This window comes from Reichenbachiella sp. MALMAid0571 (genome assembly GCF_040151475.1).
Classification (GTDB): domain Bacteria; phylum Bacteroidota; class Bacteroidia; order Cytophagales; family Cyclobacteriaceae; genus CAXBNB01.
In genome coordinates this window covers 1-17,822 of record NZ_JBDKWG010000058.1, presented here as the reverse complement: position 1 = coordinate 17,822, position 17,822 = coordinate 1, and the positions used below count along the sequence as shown (strand labels likewise).

The 17,822-nt window shown below is 39.3% G+C and carries 17 protein-coding genes; 12 read left to right on the top strand and 5 right to left on the bottom strand.

From position 1 onward, the window contains the following. Positions 1 to 187: 187 nt before the first annotated feature. The 7 genes from AAOP42_RS00840 to AAOP42_RS00810 all read left to right on the top strand — a co-directional run bounded on the left by AAOP42_RS00840 (position 188) and on the right by AAOP42_RS00810 (position 4,515). Positions 188 to 1,120: a hypothetical protein gene (locus AAOP42_RS00840; RefSeq protein WP_349526556.1), complete on the top strand. Its 933-nt coding sequence runs from the start codon at positions 188 to 190 to the stop codon at positions 1,118 to 1,120. Between the two features lie 212 nt (positions 1,121 to 1,332). After that, entirely contained in the window at positions 1,333 to 1,521 is a 189-nt protein-coding gene (locus tag AAOP42_RS00835; RefSeq protein WP_349526555.1) for a hypothetical protein, read from the top strand. Then, complete coding sequence (locus AAOP42_RS00830) at positions 1,518 to 1,889, top strand: type II toxin-antitoxin system death-on-curing family toxin (protein ID WP_349526554.1); 372 nt, start codon at positions 1,518 to 1,520, stop codon at positions 1,887 to 1,889. The genes AAOP42_RS00835 and AAOP42_RS00830 overlap by 4 nt, the downstream gene beginning before the upstream one ends. A gap of 202 nt (positions 1,890 to 2,091) precedes the next feature. After that, a complete protein-coding gene (locus AAOP42_RS00825) occupies positions 2,092 to 2,280 on the top strand; it encodes a hypothetical protein (protein WP_349526553.1) in 189 nt (62 codons plus the stop codon). Beyond that, positions 2,268 to 2,573, top strand: a complete 306-nt coding sequence (locus AAOP42_RS00820; protein WP_349526552.1) for a type II toxin-antitoxin system RelE/ParE family toxin — start codon at positions 2,268 to 2,270, stop codon at positions 2,571 to 2,573. The genes AAOP42_RS00825 and AAOP42_RS00820 overlap by 13 nt, the downstream gene beginning before the upstream one ends. A gap of 389 nt (positions 2,574 to 2,962) precedes the next feature. Then, a complete protein-coding gene (locus AAOP42_RS00815) occupies positions 2,963 to 4,150 on the top strand; it encodes a sensor histidine kinase (protein WP_349526551.1) in 1,188 nt (395 codons plus the stop codon). Continuing rightward, positions 4,147 to 4,515: a response regulator gene (locus AAOP42_RS00810; protein ID WP_349526550.1), complete on the top strand. Its 369-nt coding sequence runs from the start codon at positions 4,147 to 4,149 to the stop codon at positions 4,513 to 4,515. Before AAOP42_RS00815 ends, AAOP42_RS00810 begins: the two co-directional genes overlap by 4 nt. A 120-nt stretch (positions 4,516 to 4,635) precedes the next feature. On the opposite strand, the gene AAOP42_RS00805 is transcribed toward AAOP42_RS00810, so the two are convergent. Then, positions 4,636 to 4,794: a hypothetical protein gene (locus AAOP42_RS00805; RefSeq protein ID WP_349526549.1), complete on the bottom strand. Its 159-nt coding sequence runs from the start codon at positions 4,792 to 4,794 to the stop codon at positions 4,636 to 4,638. On the opposite strand from AAOP42_RS00805, the gene AAOP42_RS00800 reads away from it, so the two are divergent. Further along, the gene (locus AAOP42_RS00800; RefSeq protein WP_349526548.1) at positions 4,787 to 6,436 is read left to right on the top strand and encodes a CehA/McbA family metallohydrolase; all 1,650 of its coding nucleotides are present in this window, start codon (positions 4,787 to 4,789) and stop codon (positions 6,434 to 6,436) included. The two genes, AAOP42_RS00805 and AAOP42_RS00800, sit on opposite strands and share 8 nt — an antisense overlap. A gap of 174 nt (positions 6,437 to 6,610) precedes the next feature. Next, complete coding sequence (locus AAOP42_RS23725) at positions 6,611 to 7,237, top strand: sulfotransferase (RefSeq protein WP_502947632.1); 627 nt, start codon at positions 6,611 to 6,613, stop codon at positions 7,235 to 7,237. A gap of 10 nt (positions 7,238 to 7,247) precedes the next feature. Here AAOP42_RS23725 and AAOP42_RS00795 read toward each other — a convergent pair whose 3' ends face one another. Together AAOP42_RS00795 and katG are read right to left on the bottom strand one after the other, a co-directional pair. After that, positions 7,248 to 7,784, bottom strand: a complete 537-nt coding sequence (locus AAOP42_RS00795; RefSeq protein WP_349526547.1) for a hypothetical protein — start codon at positions 7,782 to 7,784, stop codon at positions 7,248 to 7,250. Between the two features lie 384 nt (positions 7,785 to 8,168). Then, positions 8,169 to 10,364 carry a catalase/peroxidase HPI gene (katG, locus tag AAOP42_RS00790; protein WP_349526546.1) on the bottom strand — a complete coding sequence of 732 codons (2,196 nt, stop codon included), beginning with the start codon at positions 10,362 to 10,364 and terminating at the stop codon, positions 8,169 to 8,171. Between the two features lie 104 nt (positions 10,365 to 10,468). Here katG and AAOP42_RS00785 point away from each other — a divergent pair, with 104 nt between their 5' ends. The 3 genes from AAOP42_RS00785 to AAOP42_RS00775 all read left to right on the top strand — a co-directional run bounded on the left by AAOP42_RS00785 (position 10,469) and on the right by AAOP42_RS00775 (position 14,639). Beyond that, complete coding sequence (locus AAOP42_RS00785) at positions 10,469 to 11,398, top strand: LysR substrate-binding domain-containing protein (protein WP_349526545.1); 930 nt, start codon at positions 10,469 to 10,471, stop codon at positions 11,396 to 11,398. Positions 11,399 to 12,666: 1,268 nt separating this feature from the next. Beyond that, positions 12,667 to 13,329 carry a cupin domain-containing protein gene (locus AAOP42_RS00780; protein ID WP_349526544.1) on the top strand — a complete coding sequence of 221 codons (663 nt, stop codon included), beginning with the start codon at positions 12,667 to 12,669 and terminating at the stop codon, positions 13,327 to 13,329. A 176-nt stretch (positions 13,330 to 13,505) separates the two neighbouring features. After that, positions 13,506 to 14,639 (top strand): serine hydrolase domain-containing protein, encoded by a 1,134-nt coding sequence (locus tag AAOP42_RS00775; RefSeq protein WP_349526543.1) that lies wholly within the window; start codon positions 13,506 to 13,508, stop codon positions 14,637 to 14,639. A 215-nt stretch (positions 14,640 to 14,854) separates the two neighbouring features. On the opposite strand, the gene AAOP42_RS00770 is transcribed toward AAOP42_RS00775, so the two are convergent. Next, positions 14,855 to 16,489, bottom strand: a complete 1,635-nt coding sequence (locus AAOP42_RS00770; protein ID WP_349526542.1) for a sodium/sugar symporter — start codon at positions 16,487 to 16,489, stop codon at positions 14,855 to 14,857. A gap of 549 nt (positions 16,490 to 17,038) precedes the next feature. Then, positions 17,039 to 17,635 carry a hypothetical protein gene (locus AAOP42_RS00765; RefSeq protein WP_349526541.1) on the bottom strand — a complete coding sequence of 199 codons (597 nt, stop codon included), beginning with the start codon at positions 17,633 to 17,635 and terminating at the stop codon, positions 17,039 to 17,041. Positions 17,636 to 17,822 lie beyond the last annotated feature (187 nt).

The window sequence follows — 17,822 nt, the reverse complement described above, 5'->3', positions numbered from 1 at the left end:
TCCATACAATGTGATAATCACATCGATATAGAACATGACTCAACTTTTTGAAATTACTCATCACTCAAAGTTAAGGGTTTCAGGCATAGCCTAATGTACATAACCACCTTCAAAGAAGGTGGATTTTAAGTTATATTAAATTTCCTTAAATTAGTTGTCATTGTAACAAATCAAAAACCACCGCCTTTTGATAGAACAATCTAACAAACTACAACTCCATTATTTTTTTAAAGGCGATTCACATTCCATTGATGCCTTGACTAGGAATGAATGTGAGAAAGAATTACTTCATATTTTTGGTGAAATATCGACTTCTCTTGGATTCAATATAAGGATCGAATCAGAACCCTCTCAAAAAGGAGGGTTCAAAGAGGTATGGAGATTTTTAGGACAAAATGCTGCTCAAATAACTATTATTGTAAGTGTATCTACTCTCTTTATTTCAAGGTTTCCAGTTCAAAATAAGGAACTAACAAAACTGCAAATCGAAAATCTAAAGTTGGATAACGAAATAAAGAAAAGGCAACTTCAAAAACTAAACCTTGAATTCATCAAAGAAGAGGAAGTTGACGAGCAAAAAATCACGGATGTAGTCGAACATTTACAAAGCAATTACAAGATTGCATGGAGGAAATCTAATTTTTACAAAAAAGTCATTAACTATAGGAAAGTAGAAACTGTTTCAGTTCAGCGTTTCAAAGAGACAAATAAAGTTGGAAGTGAAAGGGTTGTCGAACGTAAGCAATTCCCTGGTTTTATTTTGAAGTCAGACGAATTACCAAACTTGGAAGTTCCTGTTGCTACTATTGATATTATTTCTCCTGCATTAAAATCAGGAAGATTTAGGTGGAAAGGTTTTTATGAGAATGAAATTATAAACTTTGAAATGCAAGATTCAATTTTTAAATCAGATGTTTTAAAAGGTAATGTTCATTTCTCAAAATCATTTTCGATAGAAGCTAGCATGATACAAATTAGAAAAATTGATCAGGATGGCGGCATTAAGGTGACAAATAACATTGTTGTCACTGTATTAGCCATAATCGATAATGGTGTTAGAATTGAGACTGAACATGGAAAAGGCAATGACCTTAGAGGTGGTAGTCAAATTTTTGATTAGAATTAAAGTTAAATACAATAAAAACTTTCCTATTTTTTCGCCTTTGTTGGACTTGTGTCCAACAAACCACTGGAGAAAGTTTTTCAGATTAATAAGAAAAATGACGATCTGATGCATTGAATGTTTGCAGGTCACAAGACCTGCAAAGGCGGCTGATATTATCAGGTGATTCACACTGAACGGTTTTTCCTCCAAATTCGTATATTTGTTGTATGAGCAGAGAAGAAGTAAAATCAGCAATTAATCAATTATTGGAAGATACTCCCGAACAGGTTCTTCATGAAGTGTTTGACTACTTACAATCTGTTCAAGGAAAATCCATTCAATCTGTAACGCTTTCCCAGAACCTTAGAACCATCCTAACAGAAGACAAAGAGCTTCTGGAAAAATTGGCAAAATGATCTCAGAAAAAGAGGCACTTGAAATCCATGCCATTCTTATTGAACGATTTGGTGGCTCTGGCGGAATCCGGGATAAAGAACTGCTAGATTCAGCATTGCACCGGCCATATCAAACATTTGACGGACAAGAACTTTACCCAACACCAATAGACAAGGCGGCTGCAATTCTTGAAAGTATAGTCAAGAATCATCCTTTCTCGGATGGCAATAAACGAACAGGCTATGTGCTTGCCAGACTCCTTTTGATGAACCAACAAATTGACATTCACGCTGACAAGGAACAGAAATATCAATTTGTAATTTCAATCTCCACAGGAAAACTAAATTTCAACCAAATCAAGGAATGGCTTGCCAAAAATTCAAGATAACTTTTCCGCCTTTGTTAGACTTGTCTCCTATAAACCACCAGAGTAAGGTTTTTCAGATTGATTTCAAAAATGTCAATCAGGCGTATTGGCTGTTTGCAGGTAACAAGACCTGCAAAAGCGGCTGTTGATGCAAAGTGTATAGAGGTTCATTTTTTTCTATGGCAAGAATGAAATAAAACAGAGAATCGTTAACTTAGTTGATATGGAAACAAAACTGAAAGAATACCTTATTCAAATAGCGGATAAACTGACATCAGAATCAACCCTCGAAGATGTGTACGAACAACTTTCCCTCCTGACTGATATTGAAATATCCGAAAGACAAGTGCAGAATGATGAAATTTTAACTCAATCTGAAGTGGAACAGAGAGCCAAAGAATGGTTAAGGTAATTTGGACAAAAAGAGCATTTGATCAACTCGGCCGTGCAATTAAATACATCAAAGAAGAGCAGGGTGCAACCTATGCGGAAGTTGTATTGAGCAAAATTCTTTCCTCAACCTCTTTGTTGGAAAGAACTCCTGAAATGGGTAGAGTTGAGACTTTACTGGAACACAAGAAAGCCGAATATAGGTTTCTGGTTGTGTGGAGTTACAAGTTAATTTACCGTGCGGATTCAGATAGTGTGGTGATATCCAGGGTTTTTCATGCCTCCCGAAACCCAAATAAACTCAGAGGAACTTAAAGAAGGTATTAAGAAAAGACCAAACTTATGGTTTTCCGCCTTTGTTAGACTTGTCTCCAACAAACCACCAGAGTAAGGTTTTTCAGATTGATTTCAAAAATGATGATCTGGTGTATTGGCTGTTTGCAGGTTACAAGACCTGCAAAGGTGGCTATTGATGCAATTGTAAAATCGAACCGTGAATGAATTAGATGTGGATGATAGAATCAAAAAAAAAACAGCTACATTGTATATAAAAAATAGCGGAGTAAATGCTAAAACATATAACAATAAATAAGGGGCAATTATAAAGGGAAAAATTAGTATGTGAAAACCCGCTACTTTTTAAATATATACGAGGTTCTGCAGTAAGCTGAATATAGTAGTTTAAATAAGATCTTAAAGTGGATATGAAAAAAGAAAAAAATAAAGAGAATAATACTGACATATCAAATCCATGGAAAGATTTTCAACCTATTGATATAGATGGTGACATCTTCAAACAAATCTTTAAATATTCAATCATTCCAATCATAGTCCATGACATGGAGATGAACATCCTTAACGCCAATAACAGTGCAGTTGAAATGTTTGGTTTTTCCATGAGTGAACTGCTCAAGAAAAGCATATTTGATCTGCATACCGAAGATGAGCTTGAACATTCCGCTGAAGTTTTAGATAAGATGCAGCAAGAGAAGAAACTGAGTGTGGAGACGAGCTTTAAACGAAAAGACGGGTCTGTTTTTATGGCTGAAGCCACGCCCTGCAAGTATATCCTTGGAGAAAAACCTCTGATACATGTTTTCATTCAGAATATTACTGAACGCAAGCTAAGTGAAAGGAAGCTACAGGAATCCAAGTCTGCCTTAGAAGCTGAAATGGCCAAAGTCAAATTATACTCCAGACAAATTGAATCAAAAAACAGGGAACTGGCGGAATTTTCCTACGTAGCTGCACATGACTTAAAAGCACCAGTGACCAACCTTACCATTCTATCAGATATGATAAATGATGAAGCATTTACAAATAAGCAGGGTAGCGAATTATTTGGCAAGCTGAAGAAAAACATAGAAAAAGTGTACAAAACGGTGTTTTCGCTGAACGATGTGATCAACTTCAAAACAACATTGAAAGATGAGAAGGAATGGTTGAAGTTCGAGGAAATATTCAGCGAGATAAAAGAGGGCATTACCGAACAACTTGAGGCAGCAAAAGCCACTATAAAAGTGGATTTTTCAAAATGCCCGGAAATTGAATACCCGACCCTGCATTTAAAAAGTGTCATGCAAAACCTGCTGACCAATGCTGTGAAGTACAAAAATCCTGATAAGATATTGGACATAGAGGTGAAAACCAACGTGCATAACGGAAGGGTTTGCTTCACCATAAAAGATAACGGACTTGGTTTTGATGCAGAGAAATACGGAAAAAAGATGTTCAGGCTTTTCAAGCGACTACACACTCACGTGGAGGGAAAAGGCGTTGGAATGTATATTGTCAAATCCATTGTAGATGCACATGGTGGAAAAATTGAAGTTATAAGTAAACCCAACAAAGGGGCATTATTCAATGTTTATTTAAATAATCAAAAAAAATGAGTAGAGTATTACTGGTAGAAGATAATGAAACAACGAATTTCATATCTAAATTGGCGTTGAGAAGTGCAGGTCTTGAAGATGTGGACGAGGTGCTGAACGGAATGGAGGCCTGTAGCTATCTTGAAAAAGGCTGCCCTGATATTATCTTTCTGGATATCAATATGCCCGTGATGGACGGGTGGGAATTTTTGGATGAAAAGAAAACCAAAATTCCTTGTAAGAACGTGAAGGTTGCGATGCTTACATCATCTTTACGTCCCAGCGACAGAAAAAAGGCAGAAAACTATCCCTGCGTAATTGCTTACTTGGAGAAGCCACTTACCAAGGAGAAGGTCGAAGAGTTAAAGCAGAAGATAGCCACTTAAATTTCTTAAGCGGCTTTATAAAGTTGAAGTTTAGCCCTTATGGCTTGTAAAAAGAAAATGACGGATGTTTTCAGGTCACAAGATCAGTGAAGGTGGCAACTTTGGCTGAAAAATAATAGTTTAGAGAGCTTTATTCTTCCCGGTTAAATAGTTGATTGGATGGGCAAAATTGACTATTCCATCATTCCAATCGATACCATCACCAGATACTTGATTTGGAGGCACAGGATTATCATTGGGGTGGTATGATGTAAATCTAAATACGAATGTTATGAGCATAAAAAAACAAATGTTTTATGTGATTTTACTGGTTCTAACCATTGTAAGCTGTCAAAACCAGCGAGAAAGTTCATCAACTATTTCTGTTAAGCTATTTGATGAACAGAATAAATTGACGGCTGCACGTGTCCGTTTTACGGATATGGAAGGAAACTATATTGCACCAATCAATCAGCAGGCGGATTTTCCTGTCACGAATGCCAATATTCCTGAAAGCAAAGAGCAGGGTGCCGTCATGGACAATGATAGAAGGTTTGCTTATGTAGATGAGCAGTTTGACATTACACTTCCGGTAGATTCAGTTCGTATTGAGGTAGTAAAAGGATTTCACTACAAAATCTATGACGACACTTTGGCCATTTCTCAGGTAGGTGAAAAACTGGACATTCAACTGAAAAAGTGGTTTAAACCGCCGGAAGATAATTGGTTTACCGGAGATGTTCATGTGCATCATATTGATCCGGAAATGGCTCTGTTGGAAATGAAAGCAGAAGATGTAAACGTCTGCAACCTGTTGATCTCAGACTTCACAACAGATCATGAGAATTTCAGAGGAGAAATTGAACCTGAATCCGATCCTGAGCATATCATCTACTATGGGCAGGAATACCGGGAATACAATCTGGGACATGTAAACCTGTTGAACCTCAAAGGAAAACTGATAGAACCGTCAAAAGGTGATCGTGGGTATCAATACCCTTTAAATTTGTCAGCAAGTGACGAAGTTCGAAAAAACAATGGTCATATTTCATGGGCTCATTTTGCCGCATGGCCGGGTCTGGAAGGGCCATTGGCACTGGTACTCAAAAAAGTGGATGCTGTTGAGTTGCTTTGTACGATAGATCCTTTTCATGAGCCAATTTTTGCTTCGGATGTAGTGCCGGAAATAAAGATGAATTCCGGTTTGAGGTTGTGGTACCGACTTTTGAATTGCGGGCTTAATATACCATTGTCTGCCGGTACGGACAAAATGAACAATCAGGTGACTGTGGAAGCCAATCGGGTATATGCTCAGGTGGAAGAAGATTTTACTTACGATAATTGGATCAATGCTATCAACCAGGGAAAAACTTTTATCAGCAATTCTCCATTCATATCTTTCAAAGTAGATGATCAGGGGCCTGGGAGCATTATAGATGCATCTGGCAAACGGAGTTATAAAATCACTGTAGAAGTTTGGAGTCAATTTCCTATTGACCGTTTGGAGATCGTTGTGAACGGAGAACTGTTAGCAGAAAAAGCGATAGCAGCAGGGGAGTCACATGCCCAACTTGAAGCGACTTACAGTACTGAGAAAAGTGTTTGGCTTGCGGCACGGGCTTATCAATTTAGCAGGCAATATACCAAAGAAGGATTGAGCCTTTCACAGCGCAGGGATGCCGGAGGAGGTTCTACTATTTTCAATCAGTATTTTGGAACGCTCAGGCCGGAAACCATATTTGCCCATACCAGTCCGGTTTACCTAATGGTTGATGATCAACCTGTCAAATCACTGGCTGATGCCAATTATTTTGTTCGCTATCTGGACAATTCGATCAAGTGGTTGGAGGAAAGTGGCAGTTTTCCATCAGAAACAGCCAAGCAGGAGGTATTGAATACCTTTAGAGAAGGCAGGGAGGTGTTTGCTGAGTTGGGTAGATAATGTAATTATGCATTTTCGTTTGTGGGTTCTGCTTTTAAATGCGTTTGCCTGACTTGTGTCAAACAAACAACCAGAGTTAGTCTTTTGAGATTAATACGGAAAATGATAATTTGATATGTTGTATGTTTGCGGGACTTGTGATTTGCCAATGATATAATCGGTTTCAGTTTTTATATGGGAAAAAAAATTTTTTACATCGGATTATCTCGAACTGGGACTACTTCTCTTCATGATTTATTATTGGACTTAGGGTTCAGCAGTCTTCATTTCGTAGGTGAACTATTAGCGAATGAAAACTGGGAGGTAATTGATCAGTACGATGCTTTGGGTGATGCTCCAATGCCGCTTTTTTTCAGGGAATGTGATCACAGATATCCGAGTAGTAAATTCATTTTGACTACAAGAAATAAAGAATCTTGGCTGAAGTCCATGAAGTGGTTGTTCTTGCACGGAAGAGTGATTTGGACTTGGACAAGGGAAATGGGGGATTATCATAAGAAAATATACCGAACAAACACATTCAAAAGGGAGACTCTTTCTCTTGTGTTTGATGAATATCATGAGGACGTTAGAGACTACTTCAAAAATCGCCCAAATAGTTACTTAGAAATTGATATTGATCGTGGTTTTGATACTAAAGTTATTTGTGAGTTTTTAAATATTCCATTAAAAACTGTAACTCCAAAAATTAGTAATAAACGGAGAAATGCATCTATAATTAAATTCATTAGGTACTACATTAGTTATTGGATAATATATCCTTGTAGAAAGTTAAATAAAAGGATATTCCGAGACAATTGATCTTATTTCATCAATTCGAGTGCGTCTGGTTGTTTAGAATGTGCATGGCAAGGGAAAAAGTATCATCACTTAGTTCAGAATTATTTTTTCCTGTGAAACTAACTAAGGGGCTTCTTTTTATATTTGGATGCCCAACAAGGTGCAGGTCACATTGCACAATAGTTCTGGCTACAGGATTTTGCTGGTCATTGTTGAATGCGTGGTTGAATGCTTTTTTGTAAAGACCATAATTGCACCAGTTTTCTGATAGTTTGTTAATAGACAAAAAATACCCTGATAATGACTGCTGATCACCCTTGGAAGTGGTACAATCTTTACGATTAAGACAGGACAGGCTGGTATCTGCATAAAGTGCCCATAATTTCAATATGGAATTATTACTGTTTTTCATCCCGGTGTAAAATACATCAGACCTGAATTTTGTTGAGATGATCATTGTTCTTCCTGATGTGATGGCTCTGATCAGTGATTTGAAATTAGAAATACATTGCTGTTCCAGAAAGAAATTTCTGGCACTTTTTCCTGTTATGGTTATTAAGTGTATCATCCTGAATGAACTAGTAGTAAAAAACGTTAAGAGTCTTTGCTTAAGTTGCTTGATTTGTTTCTTTAGCTGTTAGGCTCAGCAAATTGCCACCTTGTCATCCCGACTTTGGAGGCCAGTGCCTGACAGGTAGAGATTTACCTTATGTAATACAGATCAGTAAGAAAGATTTCTCCTTCCTGCCTCCCCGGCAGCCGGGCGTTCGAAATGACAAAAGAGCATAAACTGAAGGCTCTGGGGCTTGTTTCGTCACCCCTTTGAAAGTGCACTAATAACTGTTTCTTGAATAATTCTCAGATACTTGACTGACAGATGTCAGGTATCTGAGAATTATTTAACTTTTGAAACAGTCTCAGATTGATTAAATAATCAACCTTACACTGCTTGTTAAACCAAGTCGAAGCGATCCAGATTCATCACCTTGTCCCAAGTTGCAACAAAGTCTTTTACAAATTTCTCCTGAGAGTCTGCGGACCCATATACTTCGGCAATGGCTCTTAGTTCTGAATTTGAACCGAAAATCAGATCCGCCCGGGTACCTGTCCACTTAAGTTCTCCTGTGGCACGATTACGACCTTCAAATACCTCTTGTGCATCTGATGTGGCTTTCCACGTTGTATCCAAATCGAGTAAGTTGAGGAAAAAGTCATTGGTAAGTGCTTCGGGACGGTTGGTGAATACTCCGTGACTGGATTGATCAAAGTTTGTATTGAGCACACGCATTCCACCGAGTAATACAGTCATCTCTGGTGCAGAAAGTGTCAATAGTTGAGCCCGGTCAAGCAACATTTCTTCTGCCGTTGTTTTGTGTTTTGGAGCAAAATAGTTGCGGAACCCATCAGCTGCAGGTTTTAGTATTTCAAATGATTCTACATCGGTTTGCTCTGCTGAGGCATCTGCACGACCCGGAGTGAAAGGGACGGATACTTTATGCCCGGCGTTTTGGGTAGCCTTCTCGACTCCTGCGCATCCGGCCAGTACAATCAAATCAGCTAAAGAAACTTGCTTACCGAAATCTTTTTGGATTGCCTCCAGCTTTTCCAATACTGTAGCTAACTGATCCGGGTTGTTTACTTTCCAGTCTTTTTGTGGTGCCAGGCGAATGCGTGCCCCATTTGCTCCACCTCGTTTGTCAGACCCTCTAAATGTGGAAGCTGATGCCCAGGCAGTAGAAACCAATTGAGAAACAGATAGGCCTGAGGCCAGTATTTTAGTTTTGAGTTCCGTAATGTCCTGATCATTAATCAGTTCATGTGATAATGCCGGGATGGGGTCTTGCCAGATCAACGCTTCTGATGGTACTTCCGGACCCAGGTAACGTGCCAGGGGACCCATATCACGATGTGTCAACTTAAACCATGCTTTGGCGAATGCATCGGCAAATTCTTCCGGGTTTTCGTAAAAATGCCTTGAAATTTTCTCGTAAGCAGGGTCTGCTTTCAGGGCTAAATCTGTAGTAAGCATGAATGGAGCGTGCTTCTTAGCCGGGTTGTGTGCATCGGGCACTGTTCCTGCACCTCCATTATTCTTGGGCTTCCACTGATGTGCACCAGCAGGACTTTTGCTCAGTTCCCATTCAAATCCAAATAGATTTTCAAAAAAGTTGTTGCTCCATTTTGTGGGAGTTGTTGTCCATGCTCCTTCCAGGCCACTGGTAATTGTGTCCTCACCTTTTCCACTGCCAAAGCTATTTTTCCATCCCAGATTCATTTCTTCCATTGTTGCGCCGGCAGGTTCAGGCCCTACGTATTCTACAGGGTTGGCTGCACCATGAGTTTTTCCAAAAGTATGTCCACCTGCAATCAATGCTACAGTTTCATAATCATTCATAGCCATTCTGCCGAAAGTTTCGCGAATGTCAAAAGCCGCTCCAAGCGGATCAGGCTGTCCCTTTGGACCTTCAGGGTTTACATAAATCAACCCCATGTGAGAAGCTCCCAGTGGATTCTCTAACTCACGATCTCCACTATATCTTTTGTCGTCTCCCATCCATTCACTTTCCGAACCCCAATAGACATCTTCCTCAGGCTCCCAGACATCTTCTCTTCCTCCTGCAAAACCGAATGTCTCAAATCCCATGGACTCCAGAGCACAGTTGCCGGCCAGTACCATCAGGTCAGCCCACGAAATTTTATTACCATATTTCTGTTTAATTGGCCAAAGTAGTAAACGTGCTTTATCAAGATTGGCATTGTCAGGCCAACTGTTGAGAGGAGCAAAACGCTGAGTGCCTGTGCCCGCACCACCACGGCCATCCTGAATGCGGTAAGTTCCTGCACTGTGCCAAGCCATACGAATGAAGAACGGGCCATAATGACCATAATCCGCAGGCCACCAGTCCTGAGATTCAGTCATCAGATCGAACAGATCATTTTTTACTGCCTTTAGGTCTAATTTCTTGAATTCCTCTGCATAGTTAAAGCCCTCATCCATAGGATTTGAAAGGGATGAATTTTGACGAAGAATTGTCAAATTTAATTGATTGGGCCACCAGTCACGATTGTTTGTGCCACTGCCTGCACTTTGCTTTATGGCTCCCCCATGGAAAGGACACTTACCTTCACCGTTATTATTATTTTCCATTTTTGAAATGTTTTTTATTTGTTAATTGAATATTCCATAAAGCTGGTCATAATTTTGTTATTATTCAAATCAATAATTATTATACTTGTATAACTAATTATTATATGACATTACAGCAATTTGAATACATTATAGCCCTGGATGAATACAGACATTATGTAAGGGCAGCTGAACATTGTTTCGTATCTCAACCCAACCTGACGATGCAGGTGCAAAAGTTGGAAGAAGAAATTGGGGTCAGAATTTTTGATCGTGAAAAAAAACCACTTCAACCTACTGTAATTGGGAAAGAAGTGATTACTCGTGCTCGGCAAATACTTCGGGAGTCCAGACAGCTCAAAGAGTTTGTAAATCATGAAAAGGAATCAATGGAAGGGGACTTTACCATAGGCATTATCCCCACTCTTGCGCCTTATTTACTGCCCCATTTTCTTCCTTTATTTATGAAAGAAAACCCCAAGGTTCATTTGAAAATTCAGGAGCTTCAAACAGGCCAGATTATTTCCTATCTCGAAAATGGAATTATTGACCTTGGTATTTTGGTCACTCCCCTCAATGCAGCCACTATCAAAGAGGTTCCGATATTTTACGAACCTTTTCTTCTTTATCTGCCTGAAAATCACAGATTCCTTAATGAAAAGCTTATGCTGGCAGAGGATCTTGATCCCAGCGAAGTTTTGGTTTTGGCTGAAGGGCACTGTTTTAGGGAACAGGCACTTTCTATTTGCAAGGATTCAAAATATGGGTCGTCCATAGGCTTTGAGTATCAAAGTGGTTCTATCGAAGCATTAAAGAGGCTGGTGGAAAACGGAGTTGGCTATACGCTGGTACCTGAGCTGTCGGTCATAAATGAACTGAATTCTGTCCACATAAGGAGATTTACCAACCCGGAACCTGTGCGAGAGGTGAGCATTGTAGTGCATAGCAGCTACATCAAGGAATCTGTAATCAATAGGCTTAAAGAAACGATTCAAAAAGTCATTCCTGAAAGGTTTCTGGATCAGCAGTCTATCGTAGAATTCGATTGGAATTGATGCTTTGGGTTTGTGCGGGATGAATTACTTCTTATCAATCGGAAAATCTCCGCCTTTGTTGGACTTGTGTCCAACAAACTACCAGAGCAAGGCTTTTGTAGTTTGAAAAAAAGTGATCCATGTTGGAATAAAATTTATTTTGTCGTAGTTTGTATAAACATTACTAAAATTGATATGAAAATTGGATTGGGTATTTTTTTGATCTGCATAGGAATCGGAATGTTCTTCTTGACGTATTTTAATGTGGTTAAGCTGAAAAAATTCACTATGACTGGTGGCGGTTTCAACTTGGTTGCTTTTGCGAGTGCTATATTAATGACTGGAATTTTTTTAGTACTTGGAACTTAACTGGGTTTGACGAGCCTTACTCTGCTTTTGAGGTGGATAATAGAAATTGAAACCTGATGTATTGGATGTTTGCAGGTCACAAGACCAGCCAAGGCGGCTTTTGACCATAAACCTAGCCATATCCCATTTTCAATTCATTTGATTGTTCCAGTTTAGGGTTGATGTTTTGTAGGGGAAATGAGATGGTGCATATTTTTGGACATAAAAACGATAGTTAGTAACCGAAACATTATCTTCACCAAAAGCCTAAACATCTATGATTGGGCATCAGAGTGTTCAACATACTATTAAACCGAAATTATAATGAATAAAAAGCTAAAACATCTGTTGTTTATCTTCTTTTTAGGGAGTATGAGTTTCGGGATTCTGATTGTACAAGTATTTTCGAATCCATTGACTTTAAATGAAATAATTTCAACAACAAATTCAAGTACCTTGTTCACTAGTGTAGGTTTATTGACTTTTTCCTTATCGGGTATTACAAAGTATGATATTTTAAGAAAATGAAAATAGGTAGATCGTAAAATAATTAGGAAATGTCCATAACAATAGATAAAAATGAATGCGCCTACTTTATTAGAGGAAAGTCAGAAGGAGAAATATGCTTTTGAGCTTTTAGACAGAGCAGGTACACTCAATTGATCAAGCCGTTGTGACAAGCCCTTCCGCCTTTGTTGGACTTGTGTCCAACAAACTAGAGTATTAATAATGAAAATCTGATTTTTACAGGTCATAAGACCAGCCAAGACGGTTCACGATCATAATCCCAATCATATCCAATTTTCAATTCATTTGATTGTCCGGATTTAGGTTTGACGTATTGTAGAGGTAAATTAGATGGGGTATATTTTTGTACATAAAAAAGGGAGTTGTTATCTTTATATGCAATAAGCCACAAAAAATTCACCAAACCAATCGCCATGAAACACCTACCACACTTTTTTGGTTATCCTTTGATGATAACCGTTTTGACCTATTGCACTAGTGTTGAAAACAATCAAACCGAGACGCATTCACATCCGCATCCACATGACCAAGCAAAAGAGACTTTTTCGATAGAGGGGTTAGTGGATGAAGTCAAAACCGTTCCTGATTCAATTATTGAATACCTTCATGCCCAACACCACTCTCACAAAGTATTGGAGAGACGAACTGTTCCACCTGGATATGAAACCAGAGAGATGAAATATTGGACTGACTATGCTGCGAACTTAGATGAACTTCCGGTGATTAACCCCGGGCCGGGAGAGTATGTACATGTAATGGAAGGGTACAAAAATGGATATCAAAACCTGGTAATAGGTATAACAGAAACTTTCCCGGGTGGGGCACCACCAATGCACACTCATAAAGGGGAAGAATCACATGTACTTTTGGAAGGAAAAATCTTATATGCCTTGGGTGATACTCTTTTTACCATTACCGCTCCCTATATTATCAACATCCCACCAATGGTGCCACATGCCTTTAAAAACATTGGTGAAAAAACTGCCAATTTGGTCGTAATATTTCCGACGAATGTTTGGGAGTATGATGTATTGGATTATTTTCCATTTAATGATAAGGATAAAGCTGGTAAGTAGGGTTTTGCCTCTTCCTGTTTTGTTGTATATGGATTTTTTGATTAAATAGGGTTTGCTAGATACAGGTCATTATTTGTTACCTTTGAAAGGTAGGTATAATACATTGTGTGTTGTACACAATTGTTGTAGTTTATTACTTTTGAAATGCAATTTCGAAAACCTATTTAGGATAAAACATGAAAATAATTAATGTGTTTCGCTTACTATTAACTCTATCGATTTCACTGCTAATCTCTTGTAAGCATGAGATCGAAATTGATTTTAATTCCTTCGGACCCAACCCTTCCGGCAATTTTACGAAAGAGGAAAGCCTAATAGAAAGAATGAATCACTATAAAGTACCGGGAGTAAGTATCGCAGTTGTTGATAGCGGAGGGACAATGTGGGCTAAGGGATTCGGAATTGCTAATACAGTCAATGGGAAAAAAGTTGGTACTGAAACACTCTTTCAAGCGGGTTCTATTAGTAAACCCATAGCTGCGCTATCTGTTTTAAAACTTTTTGAGGAAGGGAAAGTAGACCTTGATGAAGATGTAAATACCTATCTTAAGGATTGGAAAATTCCTGAGAATAAATTTACTGTAGATCAAAAGGTGTCAGTTAGAAGATTATTGACACATACGGCCGGGGTTACAGTTCATGGTTTCCCCGGATATCGCCAGGGAGACTCTATTCCATCCATACAAATGATCCTGAATGGAGAGGGAAATACAGGTGTAATATATGTAGATACAATTCCAGGAAGTACATGGCGGTATTCAGGAGGAGGTTATACTATTATTGAAAAATTGGTTGAAGATATTAGCGGTTTGTCTTTTGAAGAATATTTGGGTGTAAATATTTTGCGCCCCATGGGAATGAAAAACAGTACTTATGAACAACCTCTCCCTTCTGATTTACATGCCAGTGCAAGTGCCGCTTATACTGATAATGGCAAAATTATCGAAGGATTGTGGCACAATTATCCCGAACATGCTGCTGCAGGATTATGGACAACACCAACTGATTTAGTGAAATTTTGTATTGAAATTCAGAAAATACTTTCTGGAAAAACAAATGGAGTACTTTCCAGGGAAACAGTAGAATTGATGCTAACCAAGCACATGAATAATTGGGGACTTGGGGTGTCATTGGAGAATGATCATGATTCTTTAACGTTTGGTCACCGAGGCAAAAATGCAGGATTTACAAATTACATGGTGTCCTTCGTGCACAAAGACAATACACTGGTTATCATGGCCAATGGAGACAATGGCAGGGAACTTATTAATGAAATACAAAGATCAGTTTTTAATTATTATCAATGGTAGTATGAAAGAAAGTTGATGTTGAATCAAAACTACCCACTACAGTGCCTATGAATGGGGTTTTATCAGTCAGGATACTTTCCTACTTTGTTGGACACAAGTCCAACAAACTGCCAGAGCAAGGCTTTTGTATTTTGTTTATTATGCTCGGTTAGAAAAAAACAGGAAGAGATTTTACCCCTTCCTTTTTTCTAAATATTCGATTTTGAATTTCTTATTTACCAAAGCAAAGCATACAGTGCTACTACTATGATGCTGACAGCAAAGGCTGTAATATTGAACACGGGGCTGGTATCGAACAGGCCTTTAGTCAATGGAATTCCTTTTTCATCTTCAGCTCCTTTACCATCAATATTGCTTACTACGGCGATAACCAGCATAGTAAGCAGGCAGGTCAATCCCATTTGATGCAGAAAAGGGATGTCCACGAAGACAGCAGATTCTATCCATCCTTTTGGCCCTATCTTAAAATACATGGCAATCGGTATGGAAAGAATAGCTCCCCAGATGGCTCCTTTGTTGGTGGCTTTTTTCCAGAACAAACCCAATACAAATACTGCTAATATACCGGGGCTTACTATGCCTGTATATTCCTGAATGAACTGGAAAGCCTGATCGATTCCGCCGAGCAATGGTGCCATAATGCATGATACGATTAATGCAACTCCTGCAGAGATTCTTCCTACGTTTACGGTTGTTTCTTCAGAGGCATTTTTATTGATGTACTGCTTGTATATGTCCATGGTGAATATGGTGGAGGTAGAGTTGAGCATAGAAGCCAGAGAAGACACGATAGCGGCTGTCAATGCTGCAAAAGCTACACCCTTGAGGCCTGGAGGCAAAAGCTGGAGCAACCATGGATAAGCCTTGTCTGATTGTCCGGAGGAAGGGATGTTGACCTGCCCTAAGTCTCCTAACCGAGCCATGATTTCAGGATCGTTTACCATTACATAAGCTGCAATGCCCGGCACTACCACTATAAATGGAATCAACAATTTAAGAGAGGCAGCCAAAACGATACCTTTTTGCGCTTCTTTGAGCGACTTGGCAGCCAGAGTTCTTTGGATGATATACTGATTGAATCCCCAGTAGTAGAGGTTGGCTACCCAAAGTCCTCCTATCAATACCCAGATTCCTGGCAAGTTGACGTACTCAGGGTTGGACTTGTCCAGTATCATATGAAATCGCTCCGGTACAGCTTCTAGCACCTGATTGAAGCCTGCCATCATTCCTGCACCGTCGGACAATGTATCCAGCGCAAGATAAGTGGTAAATAGGCCTCCCAATACCAAAAATACAACCTGTACTACATCGGTCCAGGCTACAGAGGATAATCCTCCATATAGCGAATAGGCAGCCGCAAACAATCCGAGACCGATTACACCATACATCATTGGTACTCCCATGATGGTCTCCAGTGCCAGAGCTCCCAGATACATTACTGAGCTCAAGTTGACAAATACATACAATCCGATCCAAAAGACAGCCAGAATGGTTTTCAGTTGGGTACTGTATCTTTTTTCTACAAATTCGGGAATGGTGTATAGCCCCTTTTCTATAAAAATTGGCAGGAAATATTTTCCTACAATCAATAGCGTAATGGCTGCCATCCATTCGTAGGATGCAATAGCGAGCCCACTTGCAAATCCGGATCCTGACATTCCAATAAACTGTTCGGCGGAAATATTGGCCGCAATAAGCGATGCTCCAATGGCCCACCACGGCAAAGACTTACTGGCAAGGAAATAATCTTCGGAGGTCTTTTCTCCTTTTCTGGATACCCACAATCCAATCCCAAGGATCAGTGCAGCATATCCGGCAAAGATGATATAATCTATGGTTGCAAAATTCATAAGTGTTTGTATAGTTATGTTTCGTTTAACCTCAAATATTAAGTAAAAAAACTAATAATCCTATACGTATGGACTTCAAATCGTTAACAACCGTAATGTTTACGTTTTTAAAAAGTGAAAACCTGAGACAGATCAAATATTTGACTAAAAAACCGCTATCGTCACCTCTGCGAAGGCAGAGGTCTCATAACAAATAAGATTCAAAACCTGTCAGGTTTTGTAAAAAAAATGGTCAAAAAAATACGGTCAACATCGGTTTTACTGAGATAAACCTGGCAGGTCTGCTGATTTTGAGGGTTGTACATTTCATAATGCATTGGCAAATAGGTGAGCAGGGCAAAAGCATTTAAAAACGAAACCACCTTACCACACTCGTTGCGGTATCTTTTAGAGTCATAGCAAACCCTAACAGACTCCAGAACACTCGTCAGCCCGGAGAGGCAGAAGCCTGGGGACAATAGAATTGTTAAATTCGTTTGCCCTGAATGGAGGCGTTACTAATGAGGTTTTCGGAGGGGAAGTACGTTAGGGAACGGCTTTTATAAGGCTTCACTCCCTTACCTTCCCTGTCATTACACTTGCTTTGGAGTTGAAGGGATTTCCGGAAGATCGTCGGAATGACACCACCTGACCTACATGCCACAGGGCATCTGCAATGGGGCCATTGATGAGGTTCCAAAATGGAAATTCCGTATTGGATTCTTTTCCCTCAAAAATCAATATATAATCTTCCAGCCCATCGGTATTGGAAGATTTTAATATATCACTGGCTTGTTTAAGGTTTTCCAGCGTTTGCTTTCTTTTTTCTTCAAACGACAGTTTTTCTTTTCCTCCTCCTGCATTGGGTAGTTTCTTCGTGCAATTGGCGATTACATTGGTAAGTCCCAAAATATGATCTATGGTTTCTCCGGCAGTCCTTGCCATGTCGTTGGGTCGGTATTCCAGGTCTTTTTCGGTTAAACCTTCTGTAGCCCAGTAGTACCTGAATCCCAGTCCGTCGATCATTCTGGCAGCAGTGGTTTTGGCAGTGTATTCGCTGGGGTATTCCGGTATTTCATAGTAAGGCAGTTGAGCCATATTGTCTTGAGCATAAGTATCAAAAAGCAGAATACTGGAAAGCAAGAAGGTAAAAAGATATTTGTTCATAAATATTAGGTTGATTGTTTTTTTCAGGTGAAGATACGGTATTCTGTTCACTAGGAGTCTGTCGGACTTAATAAACCACCCAATTATTTATATCTTGGGGCATGATATCATTTATTGGAGCGGATAGAGAACAAGTTTCTTTTATGCCACATGACCTTAACGATTGGCTACCTGAAGATCACTTGGC